The organism is Streptomyces sp. LX-29 (assembly GCF_029541745.1).
GTDB lineage: Bacteria > Actinomycetota > Actinomycetes > Streptomycetales > Streptomycetaceae > Streptomyces.
The window spans coordinates 2,442,472-2,465,716 of record NZ_CP089746.1; the positions used below are offsets into that span (position 1 = coordinate 2,442,472).

Sequence of the window (23,245 nt, forward strand, 5' to 3'; positions counted from 1 at the left end):
CCCCACCGTCGCCCCCGCCATCGCCCCCGCCGTCGGACCGTGGCCCGCCCCGCCCCTCGCGCCGTGGCCCGCCCCGCCCCTCGCGCCGCGGGCCGGTGCGGGGCGCGGCGCCAGCCATTCGGTTCAACCGCGCAGGACGTCCCCTACGGCCCGTGCTTGCCTGGAGGTCCCGGCGCGCTGCGTCGGGCATCTCAGACGACACGAAGGGATTCCGGTGGACATAACCCGCTTCTCCGCCGCCGTCGCGACCACCGCCGTCGCCGTTCTCCTCGGCACCGCCGGTGCCACCGGCGCCTACGCCGCGCCCGCCGACGACCCCCCGTCCAAACCGCCCTGCTTCGTCACCGAGAAGCTGGGGCTCGCCGACGAGCCCTGCGACCCGGAGACCGGACCGAAGGACCCCAAGGGCAAGGTCCAGGGTTTCACCGACTGGGAGGTGATCGGGCAGTTCAATCAGCTCGTCAACCCCGGTGAAGCCGCCCAGACGATCGTGGAGTGTTCCGAGGGCAAGAAGGTGCTCGGCGGCGGATTCTTCGGGAACTCGCAGGCGGTGAAGACGATCAGGTCCTTCCCGCAGGGAGCCGAGTTCGAGGCGTGGATCGTGTTCGTGTTCAACGAGGGTGACGTCCTCGGCTCGTACGACGCGTACGCGATCTGCGCGGACGTCGACGGCTCCTACTGACGCCCGAGGCCCGGCCGGCGACGCCGGAGGACCCCGCCGATCCGGGGCCCGCGAGGGCCCGGAGCCGGGGCCGCGGAGCGTCGGCCGGGGCCTGGATGAGGCGGCAGACCGCCTCTTCGGGTGCCCGAGGACCGCCCCTCCCCCAAGTGCCCGCTGACCCCCTCCGAGTGCTTGCGGACCGCCTCGCCCGAGTGCCCGCGAACCGCCTCGCCCGAGTGCCCGGCTGACCCCTCCGGGCCTCCGCGAGCCGTCTCCGCCGTCCCGCCGTGCGGCTCCCCCTCTCGCTGCCGGCCCCGCCGCGGCTACGCCCCCGGGACGCATTCGGCACCCTGGGCGGCCGCGGTGCGCGCCCGCATCGTCGCCAGCACGTCGTCGCGGTCGTAGAGCACCTGGCGGCCGTTCCTGCGGCGCCGCCACCGGTGGGTGTTGGCCAGCCAGTAGACGGTGCCGGAGGCGATGTGCCAGCCGGTGGAGATGTCCCGCGCGGTCAGCCCGACCGCGCGGCCGGGGCGCGGCGGCGCCTCGTGCAGGGTGTGCCACATCTCGGACGACCAGGTGTGGCCGTGGTCGGCGGAGCAGGTGATGGACGGCCGGCCGGCGGGCCCCGAGGCGTCGAGGTGGGCCACCAGCGTTCCCCCGCAGCCGGGCCGTACGCAGGTGCCGACCGGCACGTGCCGGTCGGTGCGGCCGGACAGCACGGTCCAGGCGGCCCGCACCAGCTCGTCGGTCTCCGCCACGAGGTCCCCCGCCGCCTCGTGATCGGCCAGCCAGCCGGCGTGCTCGGCGAGGAAGGCGAGGAGCGCCGGGGTGTTCCGCGTCGGGGACGGCACCCGGCGCGCCTCACTGACGACCGCCACCCAGCTCGCCAGCACCCCGCAGATGTCGCTCCTGACCTCCAGGGCACCGGTGTTCAGCGGGATGCCCGGCGATCCCCGCTCGCGCACCTTCTCCGCCAGCACGCGGGGGCGGGAGGAGGTGAGGGAGTGGGTCAGCTCGTCGTGCAGTTCGCCGAGGGCGGTCAGGTTGGCGGCGATCCTGCGGCGGGTCGCCTGCGCGCTCGGGCTGGAGGCGGCAGAGCCATAGGCGGAAAAGCTGGATACGGAAGAGCTGGATACGGCAGGGCTGGATGCGGAAGGGCGGGATACGGAAGGGCGGGATGCGGGAAGAGGGGCATGCGCATGCGGCATAGGGCGTCCTCGACTAGCGGTACGGCATCGGCACCAACGAGCCTGAGGGGCCGCGCTACCAGGTCGATCCCCATTCGTTCCCCCTCGGACGCGGGGAGCGGGAACGCGGGTCCGCCGCGGGCCTTCGCTCACCCCCGCCCGGGCGTGGAGCCGGTGGCGTCGGGCGTAGGCGGGCCGGTTCCACGCGATCGGCGCCATGGCCCCGACCGAGCCGCCCGACCCGGCCTGACCTGGGCCTGGTCGCCCCCGTCGGCGCCCTCTCCCGCCCGCCGCGGAGCGGACCGCGGGGGCGGGGGCCGGCCGGCGGCGGGGGCGGCCGTCACCGCTGACCCGGCCGGCGCCGTCGCGGTGCGGGTGTCCGCAGGGTGGAGGGTGCGGTTGCGCCGCACGCTCAGCAGCAGCACGCAGCTCCAGACGGCGGCCGCGGCGAGCGCCAGCGCGTACCGCGCGCCGTCGCGGGAGTCCGCCATTCCCCAGGTCGCCGAGGCCAGTGCGGGGCCGAGGGCGAAGCCGAGGCTGCGGGAGAGCTGCACCAGGGAGCCGGCGATGCCCATGGCCCCCGGCGGCGCCGCGCTCATCACCAGCGTCTGTGTCGGCCCCCCGTACAGGCCCATGCCGGCCCCGGCGAGGGCCAGCCGCCAGGCGATGTCGCCCGGGGTCCAGCCGTCGCCGCTCCTCAGGGCGAGCAGGGTGACTCCGGAGGCGGTGACGATCGCGCCGACGACGGCGACGGGTCGGGGACTGTAGCGGTCGGCGAGGCGTCCACCCAGTGGACCCAGGAGGGCCATGGCGAGCGGGAAGGCGAGCACCGTGAGGCCGGTGGAGGTCGCGGAGAGCCCGCTGTCCTCCTGGAGCTTGAGGGCCACGACGTAGTGCATGGCGGTGAAGCCGGCGGCGAGCGCGCAGACCGCCGCGCAGCCGCCGAGGACGCCGGACGCCCGCGCCACGTCCACCACGGGTCGCGCGCCGGGGCGGCGCTGCCACCACAGGGCGAGCGGCACCGTGGCGAGCGCCAGCAGCAGCCAACCGGGGGCGGTCGGGGCGAAGGTGAGGGCGAGGAGGAGGGAGGCCACGGCGCCGCCGAAGAGGGCGGCGTCGGTGAGGGGCCACCGGCCGGGCGCGGTGATCCGGCCCGGCCCGGGCAGCACGCGGGCCGCCACGAGGAGCGCGAACAGGCAGACGGGGAGCTTGACCAGGAGGACGGCGCGCCAGCCGAAGGCGTCCAGGAGCACACCGCCGAGGGCGGGGCCGGTGACCGCGCCCAGCGGCCCGAGGGTGGCCGGGACGCTCATCGCCCGAGCGCGCCGCTCCGGCGGCACCGCGCGCATCACCAGGACCGGCATGAGCACGAACAGCAGCGCCGCGAAGCAGCCCTGGGCGATGCGGGCGACGGCCAGCCAGGCCATCCAGGGCGCGGCCGCGGAGACCAGGCTGAACAGGGCGAATCCGGAGACCGCCAGCAGCAGGGCGGAGCGCGGTCCGATGCCGCCGCTGTCGCCCCTGCCACCGTTGCCGCCTTTGCCGCCGTCCAGCCACCGCCCCGCCGGTAGGAGCAGGGCCACCACGGCGAGTTGGTAGCCGAGCACCGCCCACTGGGCCATGGACGCGGACACGTCGAGGTCCGCGGCGATGTCCGCCAGGGCGATGGTGACGATGGTCATGTCGAGCATCGCCACGAACGACAAGGCGCCCGCGAGGGAGACCAGGATCCAGGGGGCGCGGCCCCCGGTGAGGAGTTCGGCCGGCCGGTCGGGAGCCGTTTCGCGCTGTGGCATCGCTTCAGTCCCCTCCCTCCCCTCCCGTCCGGGGTCGGTGCGGGAGGCTCGCGGCCGGTGCTACAGAGCGGTAGTCGCGGGCGGGCCGGGGGGAGTTCCCCGCGGGCCCGGCCGGGGCGGCTCACCCCGTGCGAACGGCCGGAAAACAGTCGTCTGTCCGGATCGGTGGGGTGGCTCCGCAGTGGGCCACCTCAGGAAGTCGCCTGCCGGGGCGTGTGGGTTCCCGCTCCGCGACGGGAGAATGCTCACGTCGTGATGCACCCCAACACCACTGGCACCTCTGGGAATTCATGCCAGCATGGACGCCAGGGCCACCGAAGGAGACCACACCTTCGCCGCGACACCGGCCCGTGTTCTGACCACCCGTCAGTCGCGATCTCCGGACACCCCCCGAGCCGGAGTGTGCGCCTGGCGGCCAGGGCACGGCATCGGGTCGCCTCGCGAGGGTGCCTGAACGGCCCTGGAGCGCCCCGACCGCCCCTGCTGGACCCCGACCGGCCGCAACCCCCGTACGGCCAGCCGGATTCCGGTCCTCTCCCCGGGCCTTTCGAAGCCCCGAGGGGCGGTACGGGTGCGCGCTCGCCGGAGCCGGCGGGCCCGCCCTGAGGCGGGCCCGACCGGCCCTCCGTCCCGCCCGCGCCCCGCCGGCATCACAGACGTACGGCATCAGGCATCACATCAGACACAGGCGCAGGCATCAGGCATCAGGCATCACAGGCGTACGGCACCGGAGTTGAGACAGCTCAGCAGCGTGCGTGCCTGCACATTGACGTAATGCCCGTGCGCCGTCAGCGAGTTGAGCTGTCCGACGGTCAGCCAGTGGTAGCCCGGCGGCTCGGCGAGCGGCGCCGTGTCCTCGTCGGCCGCCACGAACAGATAGCGGATGTCGGCGTCGAGGAACCGTCCGCCCTCCTCCGAGTGCACGGCGGCGTAGTGCGCGCTCCCCCGCTCGACCGCCGCCAGCACCGGGCCGAGGAAGCGCGGCCGATCCTCGGGCGGCAGCGGATCCCAGTTCTCCGGCGTGCACTGGACGGTCGGGGCCAGCTCGACGGTGTCCAGGAAGCCGGCCTCGACCTTGGCGTGGGCCAGCAGGTGCGGCACCTCGCCGACGCGGCGGAACAGGAAGGCCGCCACCCCGGTGCCGCGGGGTTCGACCAGGGGCTGCGACCACCCGGTGACCTCGCGGTTCCCCGCCTCGACCGCCACCCCGACGACCCGGAAGAAGCGGCCGTCGGGGCGCTCCAGGCGGCTCGCGCCCCGCGTCCAGTCCGTGACCTCGGCCAGCGGTACCAGGCGGGCCGTGACATCGTGCCGGGCCCGCTCGGCCGTGAACCAGGACAACACCTCGGTGTCGGAGTGCAGCGCCCCCGGTTCGACCACCGCCATCGGGAAGCAGGAGAGGACGGTGCGCGCGTCCATGTTGACCACGTGGTCGAGCCGTAGCAGCTCGCCGAGTTGGCCGAGCGTCAGCCAGCGGAAGTCCTCGTCGGGCGGGACCTCGTCGACAGTCTCGACCAGCATGTTCCGGTTGGACTTGCGATAGAACCAGGCGCCGTGCTCCGACTGGAGCGAGTCGGCCAGCACCCGGCCGCGGGCGGGGTCGGTGAAGTGCTCCAGGTGCTTCACCCGGGCCCCGCGGTGCACCCGCTGGTAGTTGCTGCGGGTGGCCTGCACGGTCGGCGACAGTTGGAGCAGGTTGGGGTTGCCCGGCTCCATCTTCGCCTGCATGAGGAAGTGCAGCACCCCGTCGAACTCCTTGGCGAGAATGCCGAGTATCCCCACCTCGGGTTGGTGGATGATCGGCTGCCGCCAGCCGCGGAACGGCCCCTCGTCGACCGTGACGGAGAGCCCTTCGACGGAGAAGAAGCGACCGCTGCGGTGGACGAGGTTGCCGGTGTCGGGCGCGAAGGACCAGCCGTCGAGCCGGTCCAGCGGCACCCTGCGGACGGCGAAGCGGTGGGCGCGCGCCCGTTCCGCCAGCCATCCGACGACGTCCGCGGTCCGCAGCTGGTGACCGTGGCCCGTCGCGGCCGCGGATCGGGCCAGCCGCGCGGGCAGCTCCGGCGCGGTTCGCGGGCGCAGCGCCGCGGCCGTGGTCATCCCCGGCCCCCCGCGGCCCGTTCCGCACCTGCCGGGCGGCCCGGTCCAGGGCGTCCAGCGCCGGGGCTCTCCCGCAGCGCCTCGTCCGCGAGGTGGTCCACCGTGCGGCGCAGCGCCTCGGTGAACGGGGTGTGGGGGGACCAGCCGGTGGCGGAGCGGAAGCCCGACGGGTCGATGACGACGTCGGAGAAGTCGCCGGCTTCGGAGTGGGCGGGCGGTTCCACCGACACGACGGGCACGGGCGGCTTGCCGGTGCGCCGCGCGACCAGCGCGGCCAGCTCCTCGAAGACCGGCCCCAGCGGCCGGGCCTCGCCGGTGCCGAGCAGCCAGTGCCGCCCGGCGAGCGCGTCCAGGTGGTCGACGCCGGCGGCCAGGGCGCGGGCCAGGTCGTCGATGTAGAGCAGGTCGCGCCGGACGGTGCCGTCGTGCCACATGGTGATCGCGTCCCCGGCGAGGGCCCGGCGCGCCATGGCGGAGACGACGCCCCGGTCCCGGGCGGTGGAGTGCGGCCCGTAGCCGAAGACGGTGGGCAGCCGCACGGAGGTCCCGCGCAGCACGCCGCGGGCGCTCGCGTCGAGCAGCAGCCGCTCAGCGGCGAGCTTCTGCCGGTCGTAGGCGCCGGCCGGGCGGTCCTCCTCGCTGCCGTCGAGCACCGGCTTGTCGGTGGGGCCGACCTGGGAGGCGGCGCCGGTGAACAGCACGCCGGGCGGCGGTCCCGGCTCGCGGTCGGCGAGGGCGGCGACCAGGTCCCGGACCAGGCCCACGTTGACGCGCTCGGCGGCCGGGTCGCCGTCCTCGACGCGCCAGGTGGCGGTGGCCGCGCTGTACAGGGTCGCGTGCACCACGAGGTGGGCGCCGGCCACGGCGGCGGCCATCTCGCCGGGTTCGGTGAGGTCGGCGGCGCGCACCTCGACCTCGGCGCGGGCGTCGGCCGGGACGGCGGCGGGGCGCCGGGAGACGGCCCGGATCCGCACCGGCCGGGCGGCGAGCTCGCGCAGCAGGGCCGAGCCGACGAAGCCGGTGGCACCCAGCAGGGTGATCAGCGGCGGGTTCACTGCCACAGCGCGGCCTCCACCCTCCGGCAGGTGTCGTACTCCGGGAGCAGCCCCCGCCGCTCGGCCTCGGCCAGGGTGGGCGCGGCGGTGTCGCGCGGGGACTGTGCGAGCGCGTAGCCCTGGGGGACGGGCAGGCCGAGCTTCGGGTCGAGCGGGGAGACGGCGAGCTCGTGCTCGGGGACGTACCCCTCGGACATCACGTACACGACCATCGAGTCGTCCCGGAGGGAGAGGAAGGCGTGCCCGACGCCGACCGGGAGGTACAGGGCTCGGGCCTCCTCGCCGCCGAGTTCGGTGGACTCCCACCGGCCGAAGGTGGGCGAGCCGAGCCGCAGGTCGACCAGGTAGTCCTGGACCCGCCCGTAGGGGCAGTAGACGTACTTGGCCCGGCCCGGCGGGGTGGTGGTGTAGTGGATGCCGCGGAGCACCCCGCGGGCGGACAGGTTGTGGCTGATGTCCTTCACCGGGAAGAGCGGCCGGCCCTGGCTCTCGGCGAACGCCGCGTCCTGGAAGGGGGAGGTGAACAGTCCGCGGTCGTCCTTGTGGACGGGGGGCGTGAACGCGTAGGCCCCCTCGATCCCCAGCTTCTGCACCTGCATGGTGGCGGTTCCTTCCGCGTACGGCACGACGCCGCGCGCCGGGCGTCGTGGGTCAATGGCGCTGACGGGTCTGCGGGCGGGGCGCGGGTCAGAGCGCGGCGAGCACCTCGCGCAGCGCGCCGACGACCTTGTGCTGCAGCCCTTCGGGCAGCGAGGGGTACATCGGCAGCGAGAAGATCTCGCCGGCCAGCTTCTCGGTGACCGGCAGGGAGCCCTCGCGGTATCCCAGGTGCGCGAAGCCGGACATGGTGTGCACCGGCCAGGGATAGCTGATGTTGAGGTGGATGTCGTACGCCGTGAGGGCCTCGATGATCTCTTCGCGCCGGGGGTGGCGGACTACGTACACGTAGTGGACGTGGGTGTTGCCCGGGTTGGTGGTGGGCAGCAGCAGCCCGCCGGGGCCGGTGAGGTCCGCGAGCTGCTCCTCGTAGCGGCGGGCGACGGCGTTGCGGCCGGCGATGTACGCGTCGAGCCGGCCGAGCTTGCGGCGCAGGATCTCGGCCTGCACCTCGTCCAGCCGGGCGTTGTGTCCGGGGGTGCGGACGACGTAGTAGACCTTGTCCATGCCGTAGTAGCGCAGTTGGCGCAGGGCGCGGTCGGTCTCCTCGTCGCGGGTGAGCACGGCACCGCCGTCGCCGTAGGCGCCCAGCACCTTGGTCGGGTAGAAGGAGTACGCGGCGGCGTCGCCCAGGGTGCCGGCGAGGGCGTCGTGCTGGCGGGCGCCGTGTGCCTGGGCGCAGTCCTCCAGGATCCTCAGCCCGTGCCGCTCGGCGATCCGCCGCAGCGGCTCCATGTCGGCGCACTGCCCGTACAGGTGCACCGGCAGCAGCACCTTGGTGCGCTCGGTGACGGCGGCCTCGGCCTGGTCGGTGTCGATGAGGAAGTCCTCTTCGCGGACGTCGACGAAGACCGGGGTGGCGCCGGTGGAGACGATGGCGACGACGGTGGGCGCCGCCGTGTTGGAGACCGTGATCACCTCGTCGCCGGGGCCGACGCCGAGCGCCTCCAGCGCCAGCTTCAGGGCGTTGGTGCCGTTGTCGACGCCGGTGCACAGCCCGCCGCCGTGGTAGCGGGCGAACTCCTCCTCGAAGCCCCGGACGCTCTCGCCGAGCACGAGCCGGCCCGAGGCGAAGACCTTCCCGACGGCGTCGAGGATGTCCTCCCTCTCCCTCTCGTACTCGGGCAGGTAGTCCCAGACATAGGTGACCATGCTTCTCCTCGGGTGCGCGGCGGGTCCGGCGGGGGTGGCGGACGGAGGTCGGGGTCGTCGGGGTGGTCGGGATGGGGGCGCGTGCGGGTGGTGCGGGGCTCACCGGCCCGTGGCCGGCGCCCGGTGCCGGACCGCCTTCCACCACTCGGGGTTGTCGCGGTACCAGGCGACGGTGCGGGCGAGGCCGTCGGCCAGGGTGTGCCGGGGGGCGTAGCCGAGCTCGTCGCGGATCTTGCGGTCGTCGAGCGCGTACCGCAGGTCGTGCCCCTTCCGGTCGGGCACATGGCGGATCATGGAGGGGTCGGCGCCGCACAGGTCCAGGAGGCGCTCGGTGAGTTCGAGGTTGGACAGCTCGTCGCCGCCGCCGATGTGGTAGACCTCCCCCGCCCGGCCCCGCTCCAGGACGAGGTGGACGGCCCGGCAGTGGTCCTCGACGTGCAGCCACTCCCGTCGGTGACGGCCGTCGCCGTAGACCGGCACGGGTTCCCCCTCCAGGAGGTTGGTGACGAACCGCGGGATCACCTTCTCCGGGTGCTGGTGGGGGCCGTAGTTGTTGGAGCAGCGGGTGAGGGACACGTCCAGGCCGTGGGTGCGTCGGTAGGCGCGCGCGATGAGGTCGGAGCCGGCCTTGGAGGCGGCGTAGGGGGAGTTGGGCAGCAGCGGCGCCTCCTCGGTCCACGAGCCGGTGGTGATGGAGCCGTAGACCTCGTCGGTGGAGACGTGCACCACGCGCTGGACGCGGGCGTCGACGGCCGCCTCCAGGAGGGTCTGGGTGCCCAGGACGTTGGTGCGCACGAAGTCGGCCGCCCCGTCGATGGAGCGGTCGACGTGCGACTCGGCGGCGAAGTGCACGGCCGCCTCATGGCCGGGCAGCAGCTCGGCCAGCAGCCGGGCGTCGCAGATGTCGCCGCGCACGAAGGTCAGGCGCCGATGGCCGGTCGGCAGGTTGTCGCGATTGCCGGCGTAGGTGAGCTTGTCGAGCACGGTCACGGTGTGCGCGGCGGGCCCGTACGCCCGGCTCAGCAGGGCGCGCACATAGGTCGAGCCGATGAAGCCGGCCCCGCCGGTCACCAGGATCCTCACGAGCCCTCCCCGCGCCGGGCGTTGCCGGTGATCTCCATCAGATACCGCCCGTAGGGCGACTTGGACAGGGCGAGGCCCAGTCGGAAGCAGGTGTCGCGGTCGATGTACCCCATGCGCCAGGCGATCTCCTCGATGCAGCCGATGCGCACGCCCTGGCGGTCCTCCAGGATGTGCACGTACTGGCTGGCGTCGGCGAGCGCCTCGTGGGTGCCGGTGTCCAGCCAGACGAAGCCGCGGCCCAGCTGGACGAACTCGACCTTGCCGCGCTCCAGGTAGGTGCGGTTGACGTCGGTGATCTCCAGCTCGCCGCGCTCGGAGGGGCGCAGCGAGCGGGCGATGTCGACCACGTCGTTGTCGTAGAAGTACAGGCCGGTGATGGCCAGGTTGGAGCGGGGCTCCGCGGGCTTCTCCACCAGGCCGATCAGCCGACCCTCGGCGTCGATCTCGCCGACGCCGTAGCGCTCGGGGTCGCGCACCGGGTAGCCGAACAGGACGCAGCCGTCGACGTCGCGGGCGCTGGTGCGCAGGATCTCGCCGAAGCCGGGCCCGTGGAAGAGGTTGTCGCCGAGGACCAGCGCCACGGAGTCGTCTCCGATGTGCTCGGCGCCGAGGATGAAGGCGTCGGCCAGCCCCCGGGGCTTGTCCTGCTCCGCGTAGCTGAGGGTGAGGCCGAGGATGGAGCCGTCCCCGAGGAGCCGCTGGAATCCGGGGACGTCGCCCGGGGCCGAGATGATCTGGATCTCGGTGACTCCGGCGAGCATCAGCACCGACAGCGGGTAGTAGATCATGGGCTTGTCGTAGACGGGCAGCAGCTGCTTGGAGACGCCCAGGGTGATGGGGTGCAGCCGGGTTCCATGGCCGCCGGCGAGGATGATTCCCTTCATCGTCCGGTCCTCCCGGTTGGGGTTCCGCGCGCGGCCGGTCGGGCCTGCCGGGGGCCGTTCCGTGCCGCGCGGGGGCGTACGGGGGGCGTGCGCGGTCCGTGGCGACCGCGCACCGCGCACGTGGACCGCCCACGTGGACCGCGGTCCGCGGACGGCGGCGACCGTCGCCCGGACGTGGGCGCGGCCGGGCGCGGGTGCGCTTCCCCGCTCGGGTGTCCCGAGGCGGGCGGCCGGCGTTCGGCCCGAGAGGGCCCGAGCGGCCCGCGGCGACGGGCGTCCTACGCCGCGGCGGCCTCGGACTCCTCCTCGCTGCCGCTGCCGCGGCCGTCGCCGACCGCCTCGTAGTGGCTGGGCCGACCGTCCTGGTGCACCACCCGACCGAGCTTCTCCGCCTCGCGGCGGTGCATCAGCTCCCAGCCGCCGTCGGTGCGGTGCAGCAGCACCGAGTGCCACGGTGTGGTCCAGGCGTCGGCCGCGCCGAGCAGCCGGATGCCGAACTTCACCTCGCCGCGGTTCTGCGGGTGGATGGAGAGGCGCACATTGCCCGGATACGCCTCGGCGATCAGCTCGCCCCAGGCCCGGCTGCGCAGGATGACCTCGTAGGCGCGCCGCCGGCACTCGCGCTGGAGCGCGGAGCGGGTGCCCTCCCAGTCCGCGGTGTCCTCCACCAGGAAGCGGGTGATGCCGCGGTACATGCGCAGGGTGGAGTCGTTGACGCGCACCTCGGCCCGCAGCTCCTCCAGGGAGGGGCCGAGGTTCTCGGCGGCGGTCTTGCGCTTCTCGTCGTAGGAGAGGTCGGGGCCGTAGACATCCCGCAGGTCGAAGGTGTCCAGGTGGTCCCCGAGGTCCTCGGTGCGGATCATCTCGCGCAGTTCGTCGCCGTAGGCGTCGATGTGCTCGTCGGGCACGCCGATGACGTCACCGAAGATATGGCCGTCCGAGCAGACGAGGATCTTCGCGCCGGGGGCGTAGACCTCCCCGATCCGGAGGCACAGGGAGTGCAGAAAGCGCAGCGCGAGCCGCTCGCCGTGGTCCGGAAGATGGCTGAAGACCTTCTCCGTGTTGGGCGACTTGCACGGGAAGCCGGGCAGGCTGAAGATCACCGGCTGACCGTTCCGGACGAAGGCGGCTATCTGCCGCAGCTGCTCCGGGAAGTGGTGGGTGGTGTCCAGGTGGGTATCGGTCTCGACGGTGCGCCGGTGCGGGAGCAACAGCGCCAGGATCGCGTGGCTGACGCGCTCGACCTCGGGTAACAGGGCTGCTGGGGTGGGCTGGGACATGGCTGTGTCGGCTCGCTTTCGTGATTCGTCCTGCTGGTGGCCGCGCACTCCCCACGGGCGGCTCGGTCCGCCGCCGGTGCGCGCGCGTTTCCGGTCGGTGCTGCGCTCCGGTCAGTGCCGTACGGGGCAGCCGGTGCGAGCGGCCGGTCCCGTCGGCCCGTAGGCGACGGGAAGCTGGTTGACGCCGCGCGCGAGGACGGCGCCGACCCAGACGAGTTGGTCGTCGGGGACGGCCAGCCGCACCCGTGGCAGCCGGGTGAGCAGCGCGCGCAGCGCGATCTGGAGCTCGATGCGGGCCAGGGCGGCACCGGGGCAGAAGTGGACGCCGTGGCCGAAGGCGAGGTGCGGGTTGGGGCTGCGGTCCAGGTCGAGCGTGTCCGCGTCGGGGAAGCCCTCCGGGTCCCGGTTGGCGGCGCACAGCGAGACGATGACCGAGTCCCCGGCGGGGATGCGGGTGCCGAGGAGATCGGCGTCCTCGGCGAAGAACCGCCAGGTGGTGAGCTCGAAGGCGCTGTCGTAGCGGAGCAGTTCCTCCACGGCGCGCGGCAGCAGGTCCGGGTCGGCGCCCGGGCCCCCGCCGACGGCCCGCTGGAGCCGCCGGAGCTGCTCGGGGTGGCGCAGCAGGGCGATGACGGCGGTGGTGATCTGGTTGGTCACCGGCTCCTGCCCGGCGACCAGGAGCTGGAACACGATGGAGTCCTGCTCCTCCTTGGTGATCTCGCCGTTCGCGCAGGCTCGCACGAGCTTGCTGAGCAGGTCGGCGCCGGGGTTGCGGCGCTTGTCCTCGACGACCTCCGTGATGTAGTTCTGCAGCCCGCGCAGGCGTCCCTCGTAGACGGGCCGCTGTGGGTCGGTGGGCCCGACGGGCTGCACCACCTTGCCCCAGTCGCGGTCGAAGCGCGCCGCCAACTCGGGCGGCAGTCCGATCACCTCGGACAGGACGCGGAAGGGGAAGTGAGCCGCGAAGGCCCCCACCACGTCGATCACCCCCGCGGCGGCATCGCCGACCCCGGTCGAGTCGCCGAGCCCGGTCGAGTCGCCGACCTCGGTCACGTCACCGGCCTCGGTCGAGTCACCGGCCTCGGTCACGTCATCGTCACCGGCCTCGGCGGTCCCGGCGGAGCCGACGGCGGCGTCGAGGAGTTCGGCGGCGATCTCCTCGAACCGGCCGCGCAGCCGCTCGACGTGGCGGGGCAGGAACGCCTCGGCGACCATCCTCCGCATCACGGTGTGCTTGGGCGGGTCCTGGTGCAGCAGATGGACCTGGAGCTGCGAGTGCTGTGGCTCGGGCATGATCGCGGCACGCTCGCGCCAGGCGCTGTTGCCGAGGTCGTGGTTCTTCCCCAGGCGGTCGTCGTTGAGCGCCCGGTGGGCCGCCTCGTAGCCGGTGACCAGCCAGGCGTTGACCCCGCTGGGGAAGTTGACCCGGTGCACGGGGCCCTCTTCGCGAAGCCTCCGGTACAGCGGATACGGGTCGGTCTTGTACTCGGTCCCGTGCAGGGGCAGGGGTTCGGGAGCTGTCATGGCGTGCTGCTTCCTTCCTTGAGCGACCGCCCCCGCCGGGGCGGGACAAGGCGGGAGGACGCGCGGGCGGTCGAGAGCGGGCGGAGGACGCGCGGTCAGGCGGAAGAGGTGCGGATGAGGTGGGGGGACGGTCGGCGTGCGGGCGGTCGGCGTGCGCGGCGGTCGGCGTGCGCGGCGGCGCACCGGGGTCCGCGGGTACGCCGGGATCCGTGGGCGTGCCGGACGCACCCGGGTCCGCGGGTACGCCGGGCACAGCGGGGTCTGTGGGCGCGCCGGCGCCCCCTGTCCGTACGACGGCCGACGGCCGGCGGCGTGCGGGGTGCGGGGTGCGGGGTCTCGCGGCGGGTCGACGGAGCCTGAGGTGGGCCTTACGGCGGGTCGACGAGATCCGTGTCCCCGAGGCGGCCACCCGAATCCGTGTCCCCGGAACGGCCGGGTCCCGAACGACCGGGACGCGCGGTGGGGTCGCGGTGGCGTGGCGATTTCGCGGCCCCCTGGGGCGGGGGACGACGCCCGTGACGTTTGAGCCGTGAATCCGGGCCGCGCGGCGCGGATCACGCGGGGAGCGCTCCGCCGCGATGCCGAACGCTGTCCGATGCCCGCTCGTCGAAAACGCCCGCGACCCGTATATCCGTCGCGCCGCGTGCGGCCGTGGCACGTCCTCGGCGGTGGTTCCGGCGCTCCTTCAAGGAGCACACGTCACCAACACTGAGTGAGTATTCTTGGCCAACGGCGGTGCGTCAAGCGGGATTTGTTCATTCCGCGCATCAATCCGTTCCAGCCAGAATTGAACGGCCGACTGGCCAGAATAATCGGCCCTAATCGCCGCGCTTCTCCCATAGAGTTCGCTGCCATGATGGCCTCACGGGGGAGCGCTGTCCGGTTCGGCATTCTCGGCACGTTGACGGCGCGGGTCGGAAGACACCACCTGTCCATGGGCGGGCCGCGGGCGCGCGCACTCCTGGCCGCATTGCTACTGGAGGCCGATCGACTGGTGCCGATATCGCATCTGGTGGAGGCGGTATGGGCACAGGACCCCCCGGCCACGGCGGAACATCAGATTCGCAAAATAGTCGCCGATCTACGGGCGCGAATTCCGGGCGGCCATCAGATGCTGCTGACCGACGGACCGGGATATCGGCTGGTGATCGCCGAAGACCAGCTCGATGTGATCGCATTCGACCGGGCGCTGGACCGGGCACGGCGGTGCGACACCGTCGAGGCCGAGGTGGACGCCCTGGAGACGGCCCTCGACCTGTACCGGGGGCCGGTGCTCCCGGACTGTCGCAGCGCGGTGCTGGCGGCCGCGGCGGCCGTACTGGAGGACCGCCACCTCACCGCGCGGGAACGGCTGCTCGAACTGCGGCTGGCCCAGGGGCGCGCCCACGACGTGGCGGGGGAGCTCATCCCCCTGGTGGCGGAGCATCCGCTGCGGGAGTCGCTCAGCGCGCTGCTGATGGTGGCCCTGTACCGGGTGGGTCGCCAGGCCGACGCGCTGCGCGTCTACCACACGCTGCGCAACCTCCTCGCCGAGCAGCTCGGCATCGACCCGAGCAGCGAGGTCAACCACCGCTACCGGCAGATCCTGCGCGGCGACGCCGCTCTCGGCCCGTCGTCGACGCGGCTTGAGCGGGCCGCGCTCCGGCCGCGCCCGGCCAGGCCGCGCTCGCTCCCCCACGACCTGCCGGACTTCACCGGCCGCGAGGCCGAGTTGAGCCGGCTGCTGTCGTACGCCGCCGACGACGCCCGGGAGGCCGTGCGGATCATCGCGATCGACGGGATGGCGGGCAGCGGGAAGAGCACCCTGGCGGTACGCGCCGGGCACCGCCTCGCCGACCGCTACCCGGATGGTCAACTCTTCGTCGCGTTGCACGGCTTCAGCCTCGACCACGAGCCGGTCGCGCCACGCGACGCGCTGGGGACGCTGCTGCGGGCGGTCGGTGTGCCCGCCGAGCAGATCCCCGGGGAGACTGCCGACCGGGAGGCGCTGTGGCGGGGGTTGACCGTCGGCCGCCGGTTCCTGCTGCTGCTGGACGACGTCGGCGCCTCGGAGCAGGCGCGCCCGCTGATCCCGGGCGGCCCGGGCTGCCTGGTGCTCCTCACCAGCCGTCCTCGACTGGCCGGGCTGGACGGCGCCACCGCGCTGCCGCTGCCCCTCTTCACGCCCTCCGAGGGGCTGGCGCTGCTGCGCCGGGTGCTCGGCCCCGAGCGGGTGCGGGCCGAACAGCGGGCGGCGGCGGAGCTGGTCGCGCTGTGCGGCCGGCTCCCGCTCGCGCTGCGCGTCGCCGCGTCCCGGCTGGCCAACCGCCCACGGTGGCCCCTCGGCCACCTGGCCGACCGGCTGCGCGACGAGCGGACCCGGCTCGACGAGCTGACCGTGGAGGGACGCGGTGTCCGGGCCTCCCTGGGCCTCTCCTACGCCGCGCTGCCCGCCCGGCACCAGGGGCTCTTCCGGTGTCTGGGCGCCTACCCGGGACGGGACTTCGACGGCCCCACCGCCGCCGTACTGGCGGGGCTGCCCCCGGGGACGGTGGAGGCGCTGCTGGAGGAGCTACTCGACGCCCGGCTGCTCGTCCAGCACACCCCCGGCCGGTACGCCTTCCACGACCTGGTCCGCGCACTGGCCCGGGCCACGGCGGCCGCCGAGCCCGCGACCGCCCGGCAGGCGTCGCACCGGCTGCTCGACCACTACCGGAGGGCGGCCGACGAGGCCGCCGCGTCGCTGCGACCCGGTCGCGAGCCGTCACCGGCCACGCCCCGCCGCCCGCCACCCGCACGGGGCGCGGCGGACGCACCCGCCTGGTTGGCGACGGAACGGGCCAATCTGCTGGCCGCGCTGGACCAGGCCGAGGAGGGCGGTTTCGACAACCACGCCGCACGCCTGGCCCGGGCCGTCGCCGGCTGCCTGCGGGTCCTGGGCCGTCCCGGAGAGGAAGCGGACCTGCGCCGCCGGGCCGCGGCCGCCGCCCGGCGCCTGGGCGACCCGGCGCGCGAGGTGGCCGACCTCGCGGACCTGGCCGGCGCCTATGGGGAGTCCGGGAACCTCGCGGAGGGGGTGCGGACCGCGCGGGCGGCGCTGGCCCTCGCCGAACGCGCCGGCGACCGGCTGGGCTCGGCGATCTGCGTCACCCGGCTCGGGCTGCTCGCTCAGGCCACGCGGCGCCACCGCGAGGACGCCGCCGCCCTGCCGCGCGCGCTGGCCCCCCGAAGCCGAGCCGGCCCACGGCGAGTGCCGGCGCCCTGGGGCCCTGCCGGCCCACAGCGTGGGCCGGGGCCCCGGGGCCACGCCGGCCCCCGGCGGGTGCCGGGCGCCGTGCCGCCCGCCGCCGACGCGGCACGCGCCGGCCGCGGTGGGCGCTCCGGTCCGCCGTACGACCGCGGGTCGGCGTCCACCCGTCGCGGAGGGGCCGGGGGCGGTCGCGGGGGCCCGCCCGGACCGGCCGTCGGCCCGCCCGCCGTCGCCGCGAGGACGCCCCGGCCCGGTGCGGTCGCGGGACCGCCGGCCGAGGTGCCCGGTCCCGTGCGGCGCGCCGTACGGCCGGGACGCCCCGGCCCGGTCCCCCGCCGACGCGACGCCGAGGTCGCCGGGCCCTCGCCCCCGGGGGGCGGTCGTGGGCTGCCCGGTGGGCCACCCGGCGTCGGTGCGGCCGACGACGGCCCCCGCGGCGGCACGGTCCCGGCGACACCGGGGCCACCGGGGTCGCCGGGGCTGCCGGGGCTGCCGGGGCTGCCGGGGCTGCCGGGGCTGCCGGGGGCACCGAGGTCGCCGGGGACGCCGGGGACATGGGGGACGCGGGGGACGCCAGGGTCGCCGGGGACACGGGGGACGCCGAGGTCGCCGGGGCGTCTCTCCGACGGCCCCGGGGTGCTCTCCCCGGCCCCCGTCGCCGCGCCCTGGGCCTCTGTCACCGACCGGCGTCTCCCCGGCGGCCGTCGGCGGCGGGCTCGCCGGCTCGTCCGCCAGGCCCGTCTGCGCGGGGTGCTGGCGCGTGCCCTGGCCGGCACCGCCCCCGCGCGCGCTCGCGACGCGGTCCCCCAGCCGACGGACGCCGACCCCGCTCACCAGCCCCGGCGGCCGCCGGCCCCGTCCCGCACGGAGGACGACTGCCCGCTCGGGCTCCCGCCCACGTCCCCGCCCATCACCGTGGAACGACCGCCGGCCCCCACCCCGAAGCGACTCGCCACCTGAGCGCGCACACAGCCACCCCACCGCGCCCGCGACACGGCCGTACGGCGCGACACCCGGGACACACCCCTCGCCACCACCGCGGCGCGCCGCCCCAAGCCGCACCGCCACCCCGCCCGCAGCGCCGCCATACGCCGTGCGCTCCCCCGCAGGGGTTGGCGAGCCCGCGGGTTGGCGAGCCTGTGGATCGCCCGACCCACGGGATGAGCGGGCCCGCTTGGCGGGCTCACAGGCCGACCGGCTCGCGGGTCGCCGGACCCGTGAGTCGCCGGACCCGTGAGTCGCCGGACCCACGAGCTGCCCGGCGCCCGGGCTGCCGCGCCCGGAGGGTTGGCGGGCCGACGAGTTGGGGGCGTGCGGACTGCCCGGCCCACCGACCGCCCGGCCCACGAGCTGCCAGCCCCCCGGATTGCCTGGCCCACGGATTGGCGGACCCGCAGGTTGCCCGGCCCAAGGGTTAGCGGACCCGCGAGCTGCCCGGCCCCCGGGCTGCCGCACCCAAAGGGTTGGCGGGCCGACGAGTTGGCGACCTGCGGGCTACCCGGCCCACGACCGCCCGACCCAGGGCTGCCAGACCCCGGATTGCCCGGCCCACGGGCTGCCGCACCCCGGATTGCCTGGCCCAAGGGCGGCGGGCCCGCGAGCTGCCGGCCCCCGGGCTGCCACGCCCAAAGGGTTGGCGGGCCGACGAGTTGGGGGCGTTCGGGCTGCCCGGCCCACCGACCGCCCGACCCAGGGCTGCCAGACCCCCGGATTGCCTAACCCACGGATTGGCGGACCCACAGGTTGCCCGGCCCAAGAGTTGGCGGACCCGCGAGCTGCCCGGACCAAGGCTCACAGGTTTGCCCGGCTCACAGGTTGCCCGGGCCCAAGGGTTAGCGGGCCCGCGAGCTGCCCGGCCCCCGGGCTGCCGCACCCGAAGGGTTGGCGGACCCCCAGGTTGCCCCGAGCCGCGGACTGCGGCACCCCGCGCATTGCTCGGCCCAAGGGTTGGCGGACCCGCGGGCCGCCTGGCCCAAGGGTGACGGGCTCACGCTGGCCGGCTCGCGGGCCTCCACACCTGGATCGCCGGACCCGCTGGCGGGCTGCCGCACCCCGGTTGCCCGGCCCAAAGGTGGCGGGCTCACACGCTGGCCGGCTCGCGGACTGCTGCCCCCGGATCGCCGGACCCGCGGGCAGCCGGACCCACAGACCGCCCGGCCCACGCGCCGGCCGACCCCCGGCCCGCCGGTTGCCGGGCCCAAGGGGCGGCGGGCCCCACAGGTCCGCATGATCGGCGGCCGGGCGCTCCAGGTCCGCGGGCGCGGCCGCCCGGGCGCTTCGGGTCCGCGCGGCGCCAACGTGCCGCCCGGCGCCGGGTGGCCGCGCGGGGCCGGCGGGTCGCGACGGGGTCAGCGGGACGGGGCGAGTACCTCGCCCGTCACCGCGTCGCGCACGGTGATCGCCTCCATCGGGCAGGTCTCCGCGGCGTCCAGCATGCTCTCGTCCGGTCCGATCAGCTCGTCGACGGGGCGGGCCCGCCCGGCGTCCAGCCGCATGCGGCCGTTCGCCGTGCCGAGACAGATCCCCGTACCGGCACACGAGAGCCGGTCCACTTCGATCCGCCACTGGTCCTGGGACATGTCTTCGCTTCCTTTCGCCGCCCTCCAGTCCGGTACTGCAGGGTCACTGGGCAACAGCGGTCGCGGGGCCGAGCGGAAGGGGCGTCAGCCCTTCGCCGAGCCGGCGAGGTCGACCAGCCGGTCGACGACCGAGTGCGGGGACGGCATGTTCCTGATCTCGTCGCGCACCTCGGCGGCGGCCGTCCGGATCGCGGGGTCGGCGAGGACGGCCTCCAGCACCTCCGGGCCGAGCTCCTCCGGCTGGACGATCCGGCCCACGCCGCGCCGGGCGATCGCCTCCGCGACGACGGGGCGGCCCAGCCCCTTGAAGGCGGGCATCACCTGCGGCACGCCGAGCGCCATGGCCCCCAGGGCCGTGCCCGGCCCGGCGTGGTGGATCACCACGGAGGAGCGGGCCAGCAGCGAGACGTACGGGACCCAGTCGAAGGCGTGGACGTTGCTCGGCAGCGGGCCGAACCGCTCCAGGTCCACGGTCGGCAGCACCACGACGAACTCGGCGTCCATCTTCGGTGCCGTCGCCAGGATCCGCTCCATGATGATCGCGGCCTCGCCGGGCACCGGGCCGCTGCCCAGGGTGACGGCGATACGGGGGACCTCGGGCCGGCTGTTGAGCAGGTCGTAGATCGGCTTCGGCAGCGCCCCGCTGCCGTTGTACGGGACGAACCCCATCGACCACAGGCCGGGACCGGTCGGGACCAGGCTCGGCGGGGTGAGGTCGAGGGTGGCGCGGACGGCGGGCAGGTCGACGCCGTGTCGCTCGAAGAGGTCGGCGTGCACGTCCCGCAGCATCTCCGCGGGCGGGTTGATGAAGCCGAAGCCGTGCTGCACCGCGGGCACGCCGAGCTTGGCCGCCGCTACCAGCCCGGGCGTGAGCAGCGGCGAGTGCAGCACGAGGTCGGGCTGCCACTCCTCGGCCGTGCGGATGACGGCGTCGACCATCTCCGGCTGGAGCCGGAGCGCCATGGCGACCGCCCCGCCCACCGTCTCCAGATAGCCGGCGCCGGCGGCCTCCTGGGTCAGCTTCGCCGCGACCTCCGGGTGGGTGGCCGCCAGCTTGCCCAGCATGGCGCCGAGCGAGAGTCCCGGGGCGACGTCCACGGTGCGGGCGCCGGCCTCGCCCAGCGCCAGTCCGGGTCCGCTGGAGGCCACCAGCACCTCGTGGCCGGCCAGTTGCAGTGCCCAGGCCAGCGGCACCATGGGGTAGGTGTGTCCGGTTCCCGGAGTGATCGTCATCAGAAAGCGCACGGCTGGGACATCTCCGTTCGAGACAGGAAGGGGACGGGAGGACGGCGCCCGAAGGCGGAAGGACGGCGCCCGAAGGGCGGAAGGGCAGGAGCCCCGAGGGCGGAAGGACGGTCGGCGGAGCGAGGGACACGATCAGCGGAGGGACGGGACGGGAGACTCCGGGCGGAGTCCGATCGCCATGGCGCGCGCCGGTCCGGCCTGGAGCACGGGCAGGCGCTTGAGCAGGCGCAGCACCACCGGGGTGGCGGACCTGCCCTCGCCGCGTACCCACGGTTCGAGGAAGCGCGTCTGGAGGAACCGCTGGATCCGCTGGGTCTGGGCGGTCGGACGCATACGGCGGCGCTCCACCCGCGCCAGGTGCTCCTCGGTCAGGTTTCCGGACCGCAGCGGTTCGGCCAGGACGTTGGCGGCGGCGACGGCGTCCTGGATGGCGAGGTTGATCCCGACGCCCATGATCGGCGACATGGTGTGGGCGGCGTCCCCGATGCACAGCAGCCCGGGGCGCCACCACCGGCGCAGCCGGTCGATCTGGATGTCGAGCACCTTGACGTCGTCCCAGCTCCCGACCGCGTGGACGCGGTCGGCCAGGAAGGGCGTGAGGGTGACCAGGGTCTCCCGGAACCGGTCCAGGCCCTGCGCCCGGATCTCGTCGTATCCGCCCTTGCGGACCGCGATGGCGGCCTGCCAGTGGGTCTGCCGCTCGATGCGGACGAACAGCTGCCCCTTGGACAGCCGGCCCACCATGCCTCCCGGGTCGCCGTCCCCCTTGGGGAGCTTGAACCAGAGGATGTCGATGCCCGAGCCGAAGACCCGGGGCTCCATGCCGGCGCTCTCGCGGAGGACCGATCGCCGGCCGTCGGCGGCCACCGTGAGCTCCGCCCGGAGCTCGTGCTCCCGCCCCTCGGTGTCCCGGTAGCGAAGGCCGTCGACCCGTCCTTCGGCGGTGGTCACCCCGGTGACCTCGCTGTGGCGCAGCAGCTGGAAGTGGGGGAAGTGACTCGCCTCGTCGAGCAGGAAGGTGAGGAAGTCCCACTGCGGCAGGAAGGTGATGTACGGGAACTCGCCCGGCAGTCTGCGGAAGTCGGCGAGGGTGTACGGCCCGTCGTCGGTGACGACCTGGAGGCAGTGGATCCGCTGGTGCGCGAGCTGGGAGAACTTCTCCTGGAGGCCCAGCTCGCCCATGAGGCGCAGGGTCGAGGCGTGCACGGTGTCCCCCCGGAAGTCCCGGAGGAAGTCCCCGTGCTTCTCCAGGACCACCGTGTCCACGCCGGCTCTGGCGAGCAGCATGCCGAGCATCAGTCCGGCGGGGCCCGCGCCGGCGATCGCGCACGTGGTGTGGCGTACGTCCATGGTCTCCCTCACTCGGTGGCGGACGGGTCGACGGGGCGCGTCACCCGCCGCTCACCATTCGACGAGGAGGGACTCGGGAGCGCGCGCGATCAGTCCGGGCTTCCAGGGGACCTCCTCCACCGGGCCGGCCAGGCGCAGTTCGGGGAAGCGGGCCATGACCCCCTCCAGGGCGACGCGCAGTTCGGCCCGGGCCAGGCTCGCCCCCAGGCAGAAGTGCAGTCCGTGGCCGAAGCCGAGATGGGGGTTGCTCTCCCGGTCGAAGCGGATGGTCTCGGGGTTCTCGAAGACCCGCTCGTCACGGTCGCCCGCGGCCCGCTGGAAGATCACCGTCTCGTCCTTGCGGATGAGCACCCCGCCGATCTCGACGTCCTCGGACGCCCGGCGCGGGAAGCTGCCCACGGAGCGCAGCGGAATGATGCGCAGCATCTCCTCGATGGCCGCGTCCAGCAGTCGGGGCTCCGCGCGGAGCCGCACATAGAGCTCGCGTTGGGCCAACAGCAGGAAGCAGACGTTGGAGATCATGCTGAGCGAGGTCTCATGGCCGGCCATGAGGATGCCGATACCGGTCCGCACCGCCTCCGTCTCCGAGAGCTCCCCCGCGTCCAGGGCCTGGATCAGCACGGAGATCAGGTCGTCGGAGAGGTCGTCGCGGCGCTTGGCGATCAATGCGCGGAGGAAGGCCTCCAGCCCGTCGCGGGCCTCGTCGATCTCCTCCTTGGTGTGGGCGGAGGTGGCGACGAACACATCGGAGTGGCGGCGGAACTCCGCCCGCTCCTCGTAGGGGACGCCGAAGAGCTCCACGATCATGCGCACCGGAAGCGGAATGGCCAGGCTCCGTACGAGGTCGCCGGGGGGACCGGCGGCCTCCATGGCGTCGAGTTCCGCCGTCACCAGGTCGCGCATGCGGTCGGCGAGTTGGGAGACCAGCCGGGGGCGGAAGGCGTGCGCGACGACCTTCCGGATCCGTCCGTGGTCGGGCGGGTCCATGCTCAGCAGATTGCCCGGCCGCAGCGGCAGGGGCGTCACCCGCGCGGTGTCCGGGGCGGTGGCGGCATGGGAGCTGAAGCGCGGGTCCGCGAGAAACTGCTTGATCTCGTGATATCCGGTGATCAGCCAGGCCTCGCCGCCATAGGGCATCGTCACCCGGGATATCGGTTCGGTGCGGCACAGCTCCAGATAGCGCGGATGCAGGTCCAGTTTGACGACGGGTCCGAAGGGATACCGCGGCGCCCTGTCGGTTTCCGTGACGGTCATGGTTGCCACCTTCTGCTTGGATGTCGGCGCGCCGGGAAATCCACGACGATCGGTCAGCCACGGCGACGTGTACGGAATCCGGCGTTCAGTTCCGAGGGATCATGACGATCGACGGTGAAGAGAATTCCGATGCCCTCACGGGCGGAACTGATCGATCCTGGACCGCGGTGCGTCGACGCGCGCCGCGACCGGCCTCCGGTACGGAAATC

General features: G+C 74.3%; 16 protein-coding genes. 2 read left to right on the forward strand and 14 right to left on the reverse strand.

Features of this window, described 5'->3' with window-relative positions; translation table 11 throughout:
• The first annotated feature begins 214 nt into the window (after positions 1 to 214).
• Positions 215 to 682, forward strand: coding sequence for a hypothetical protein (locus tag LRS74_RS10315; RefSeq protein ID WP_277740721.1), 468 nt, complete (start codon positions 215 to 217; stop codon positions 680 to 682).
• Between the two features lie 302 nt (positions 683 to 984).
• Here LRS74_RS10315 and LRS74_RS10320 read toward each other — a convergent pair whose 3' ends face one another.
• The 10 genes from LRS74_RS10320 to LRS74_RS10365 all read right to left on the reverse strand — a co-directional run bounded on the left by LRS74_RS10320 (position 985) and on the right by LRS74_RS10365 (position 13,379).
• A complete protein-coding gene (locus tag LRS74_RS10320; protein WP_277740722.1) occupies positions 985 to 1,869 on the reverse strand; it encodes a hypothetical protein in 885 nt (294 codons plus the stop codon).
• 128 nt (positions 1,870 to 1,997) lie between these two features.
• On the reverse strand, positions 1,998 to 3,644 hold the full coding sequence (locus LRS74_RS10325; RefSeq protein WP_277740723.1) for an MFS transporter: 1,647 nt from the start codon (positions 3,642 to 3,644) through the stop codon (positions 1,998 to 2,000).
• A gap of 711 nt (positions 3,645 to 4,355) precedes the next feature.
• Entirely contained in the window at positions 4,356 to 5,744 is a 1,389-nt protein-coding gene (locus tag LRS74_RS10330; RefSeq protein ID WP_277740724.1) for an NDP-hexose 2,3-dehydratase family protein, read from the reverse strand.
• Positions 5,741 to 6,805 carry an NAD-dependent epimerase/dehydratase gene (locus tag LRS74_RS10335; RefSeq protein ID WP_277740725.1) on the reverse strand — a complete coding sequence of 355 codons (1,065 nt, stop codon included), beginning with the start codon at positions 6,803 to 6,805 and terminating at the stop codon, positions 5,741 to 5,743. Before LRS74_RS10335 ends, LRS74_RS10330 begins: the two co-directional genes overlap by 4 nt.
• Positions 6,796 to 7,398: a dTDP-4-dehydrorhamnose 3,5-epimerase gene (gene rfbC, locus LRS74_RS10340; protein ID WP_277740726.1), complete on the reverse strand. Its 603-nt coding sequence runs from the start codon at positions 7,396 to 7,398 to the stop codon at positions 6,796 to 6,798. Before rfbC ends, LRS74_RS10335 begins: the two co-directional genes overlap by 10 nt.
• 88 nt (positions 7,399 to 7,486) lie before the next feature.
• Positions 7,487 to 8,608, reverse strand: a complete 1,122-nt coding sequence (locus LRS74_RS10345) for a DegT/DnrJ/EryC1/StrS family aminotransferase (RefSeq protein ID WP_277740727.1) — start codon at positions 8,606 to 8,608, stop codon at positions 7,487 to 7,489.
• Positions 8,609 to 8,707: 99 nt separating this feature from the next.
• Positions 8,708 to 9,691, reverse strand: a complete 984-nt coding sequence (gene rfbB, locus LRS74_RS10350; protein ID WP_277740728.1) for a dTDP-glucose 4,6-dehydratase — start codon at positions 9,689 to 9,691, stop codon at positions 8,708 to 8,710.
• On the reverse strand, positions 9,688 to 10,575 hold the full coding sequence (gene rfbA, locus LRS74_RS10355) for a glucose-1-phosphate thymidylyltransferase RfbA (RefSeq protein ID WP_277740729.1): 888 nt from the start codon (positions 10,573 to 10,575) through the stop codon (positions 9,688 to 9,690). Before rfbA ends, rfbB begins: the two co-directional genes overlap by 4 nt.
• A 278-nt stretch (positions 10,576 to 10,853) precedes the next feature.
• Complete coding sequence (locus LRS74_RS10360; protein ID WP_277740730.1) at positions 10,854 to 11,855, reverse strand: isocyanide synthase family protein; 1,002 nt, start codon at positions 11,853 to 11,855, stop codon at positions 10,854 to 10,856.
• Between the two features lie 111 nt (positions 11,856 to 11,966).
• Positions 11,967 to 13,379 carry a cytochrome P450 gene (locus LRS74_RS10365; protein WP_277740731.1) on the reverse strand — a complete coding sequence of 471 codons (1,413 nt, stop codon included), beginning with the start codon at positions 13,377 to 13,379 and terminating at the stop codon, positions 11,967 to 11,969.
• A gap of 1,111 nt (positions 13,380 to 14,490) precedes the next feature.
• Here LRS74_RS10365 and LRS74_RS10370 point away from each other — a divergent pair.
• Positions 14,491 to 17,568, forward strand: coding sequence for a BTAD domain-containing putative transcriptional regulator (locus LRS74_RS10370; protein ID WP_277740732.1), 3,078 nt, complete (start codon positions 14,491 to 14,493; stop codon positions 17,566 to 17,568).
• 1,388 nt (positions 17,569 to 18,956) lie between these two features.
• Here the strand turns inward: LRS74_RS10370 and LRS74_RS10375 are convergent.
• From LRS74_RS10375 to LRS74_RS10390, 4 genes are all read right to left on the reverse strand, one after another.
• On the reverse strand, positions 18,957 to 19,187 hold the full coding sequence (locus LRS74_RS10375; protein WP_277740733.1) for a ferredoxin: 231 nt from the start codon (positions 19,185 to 19,187) through the stop codon (positions 18,957 to 18,959).
• A gap of 84 nt (positions 19,188 to 19,271) precedes the next feature.
• Positions 19,272 to 20,432 carry a nucleotide disphospho-sugar-binding domain-containing protein gene (locus tag LRS74_RS10380; protein WP_277740734.1) on the reverse strand — a complete coding sequence of 387 codons (1,161 nt, stop codon included), beginning with the start codon at positions 20,430 to 20,432 and terminating at the stop codon, positions 19,272 to 19,274.
• A 132-nt stretch (positions 20,433 to 20,564) separates the two neighbouring features.
• The gene (locus tag LRS74_RS10385; protein ID WP_277740735.1) at positions 20,565 to 21,782 is read right to left on the reverse strand and encodes an FAD-dependent oxidoreductase; all 1,218 of its coding nucleotides are present in this window, start codon (positions 21,780 to 21,782) and stop codon (positions 20,565 to 20,567) included.
• 51 nt (positions 21,783 to 21,833) lie between these two features.
• Positions 21,834 to 23,036 carry a cytochrome P450 gene (locus LRS74_RS10390; protein WP_277740736.1) on the reverse strand — a complete coding sequence of 401 codons (1,203 nt, stop codon included), beginning with the start codon at positions 23,034 to 23,036 and terminating at the stop codon, positions 21,834 to 21,836.
• Between the last annotated feature and the right edge of the window lie 209 nt (positions 23,037 to 23,245).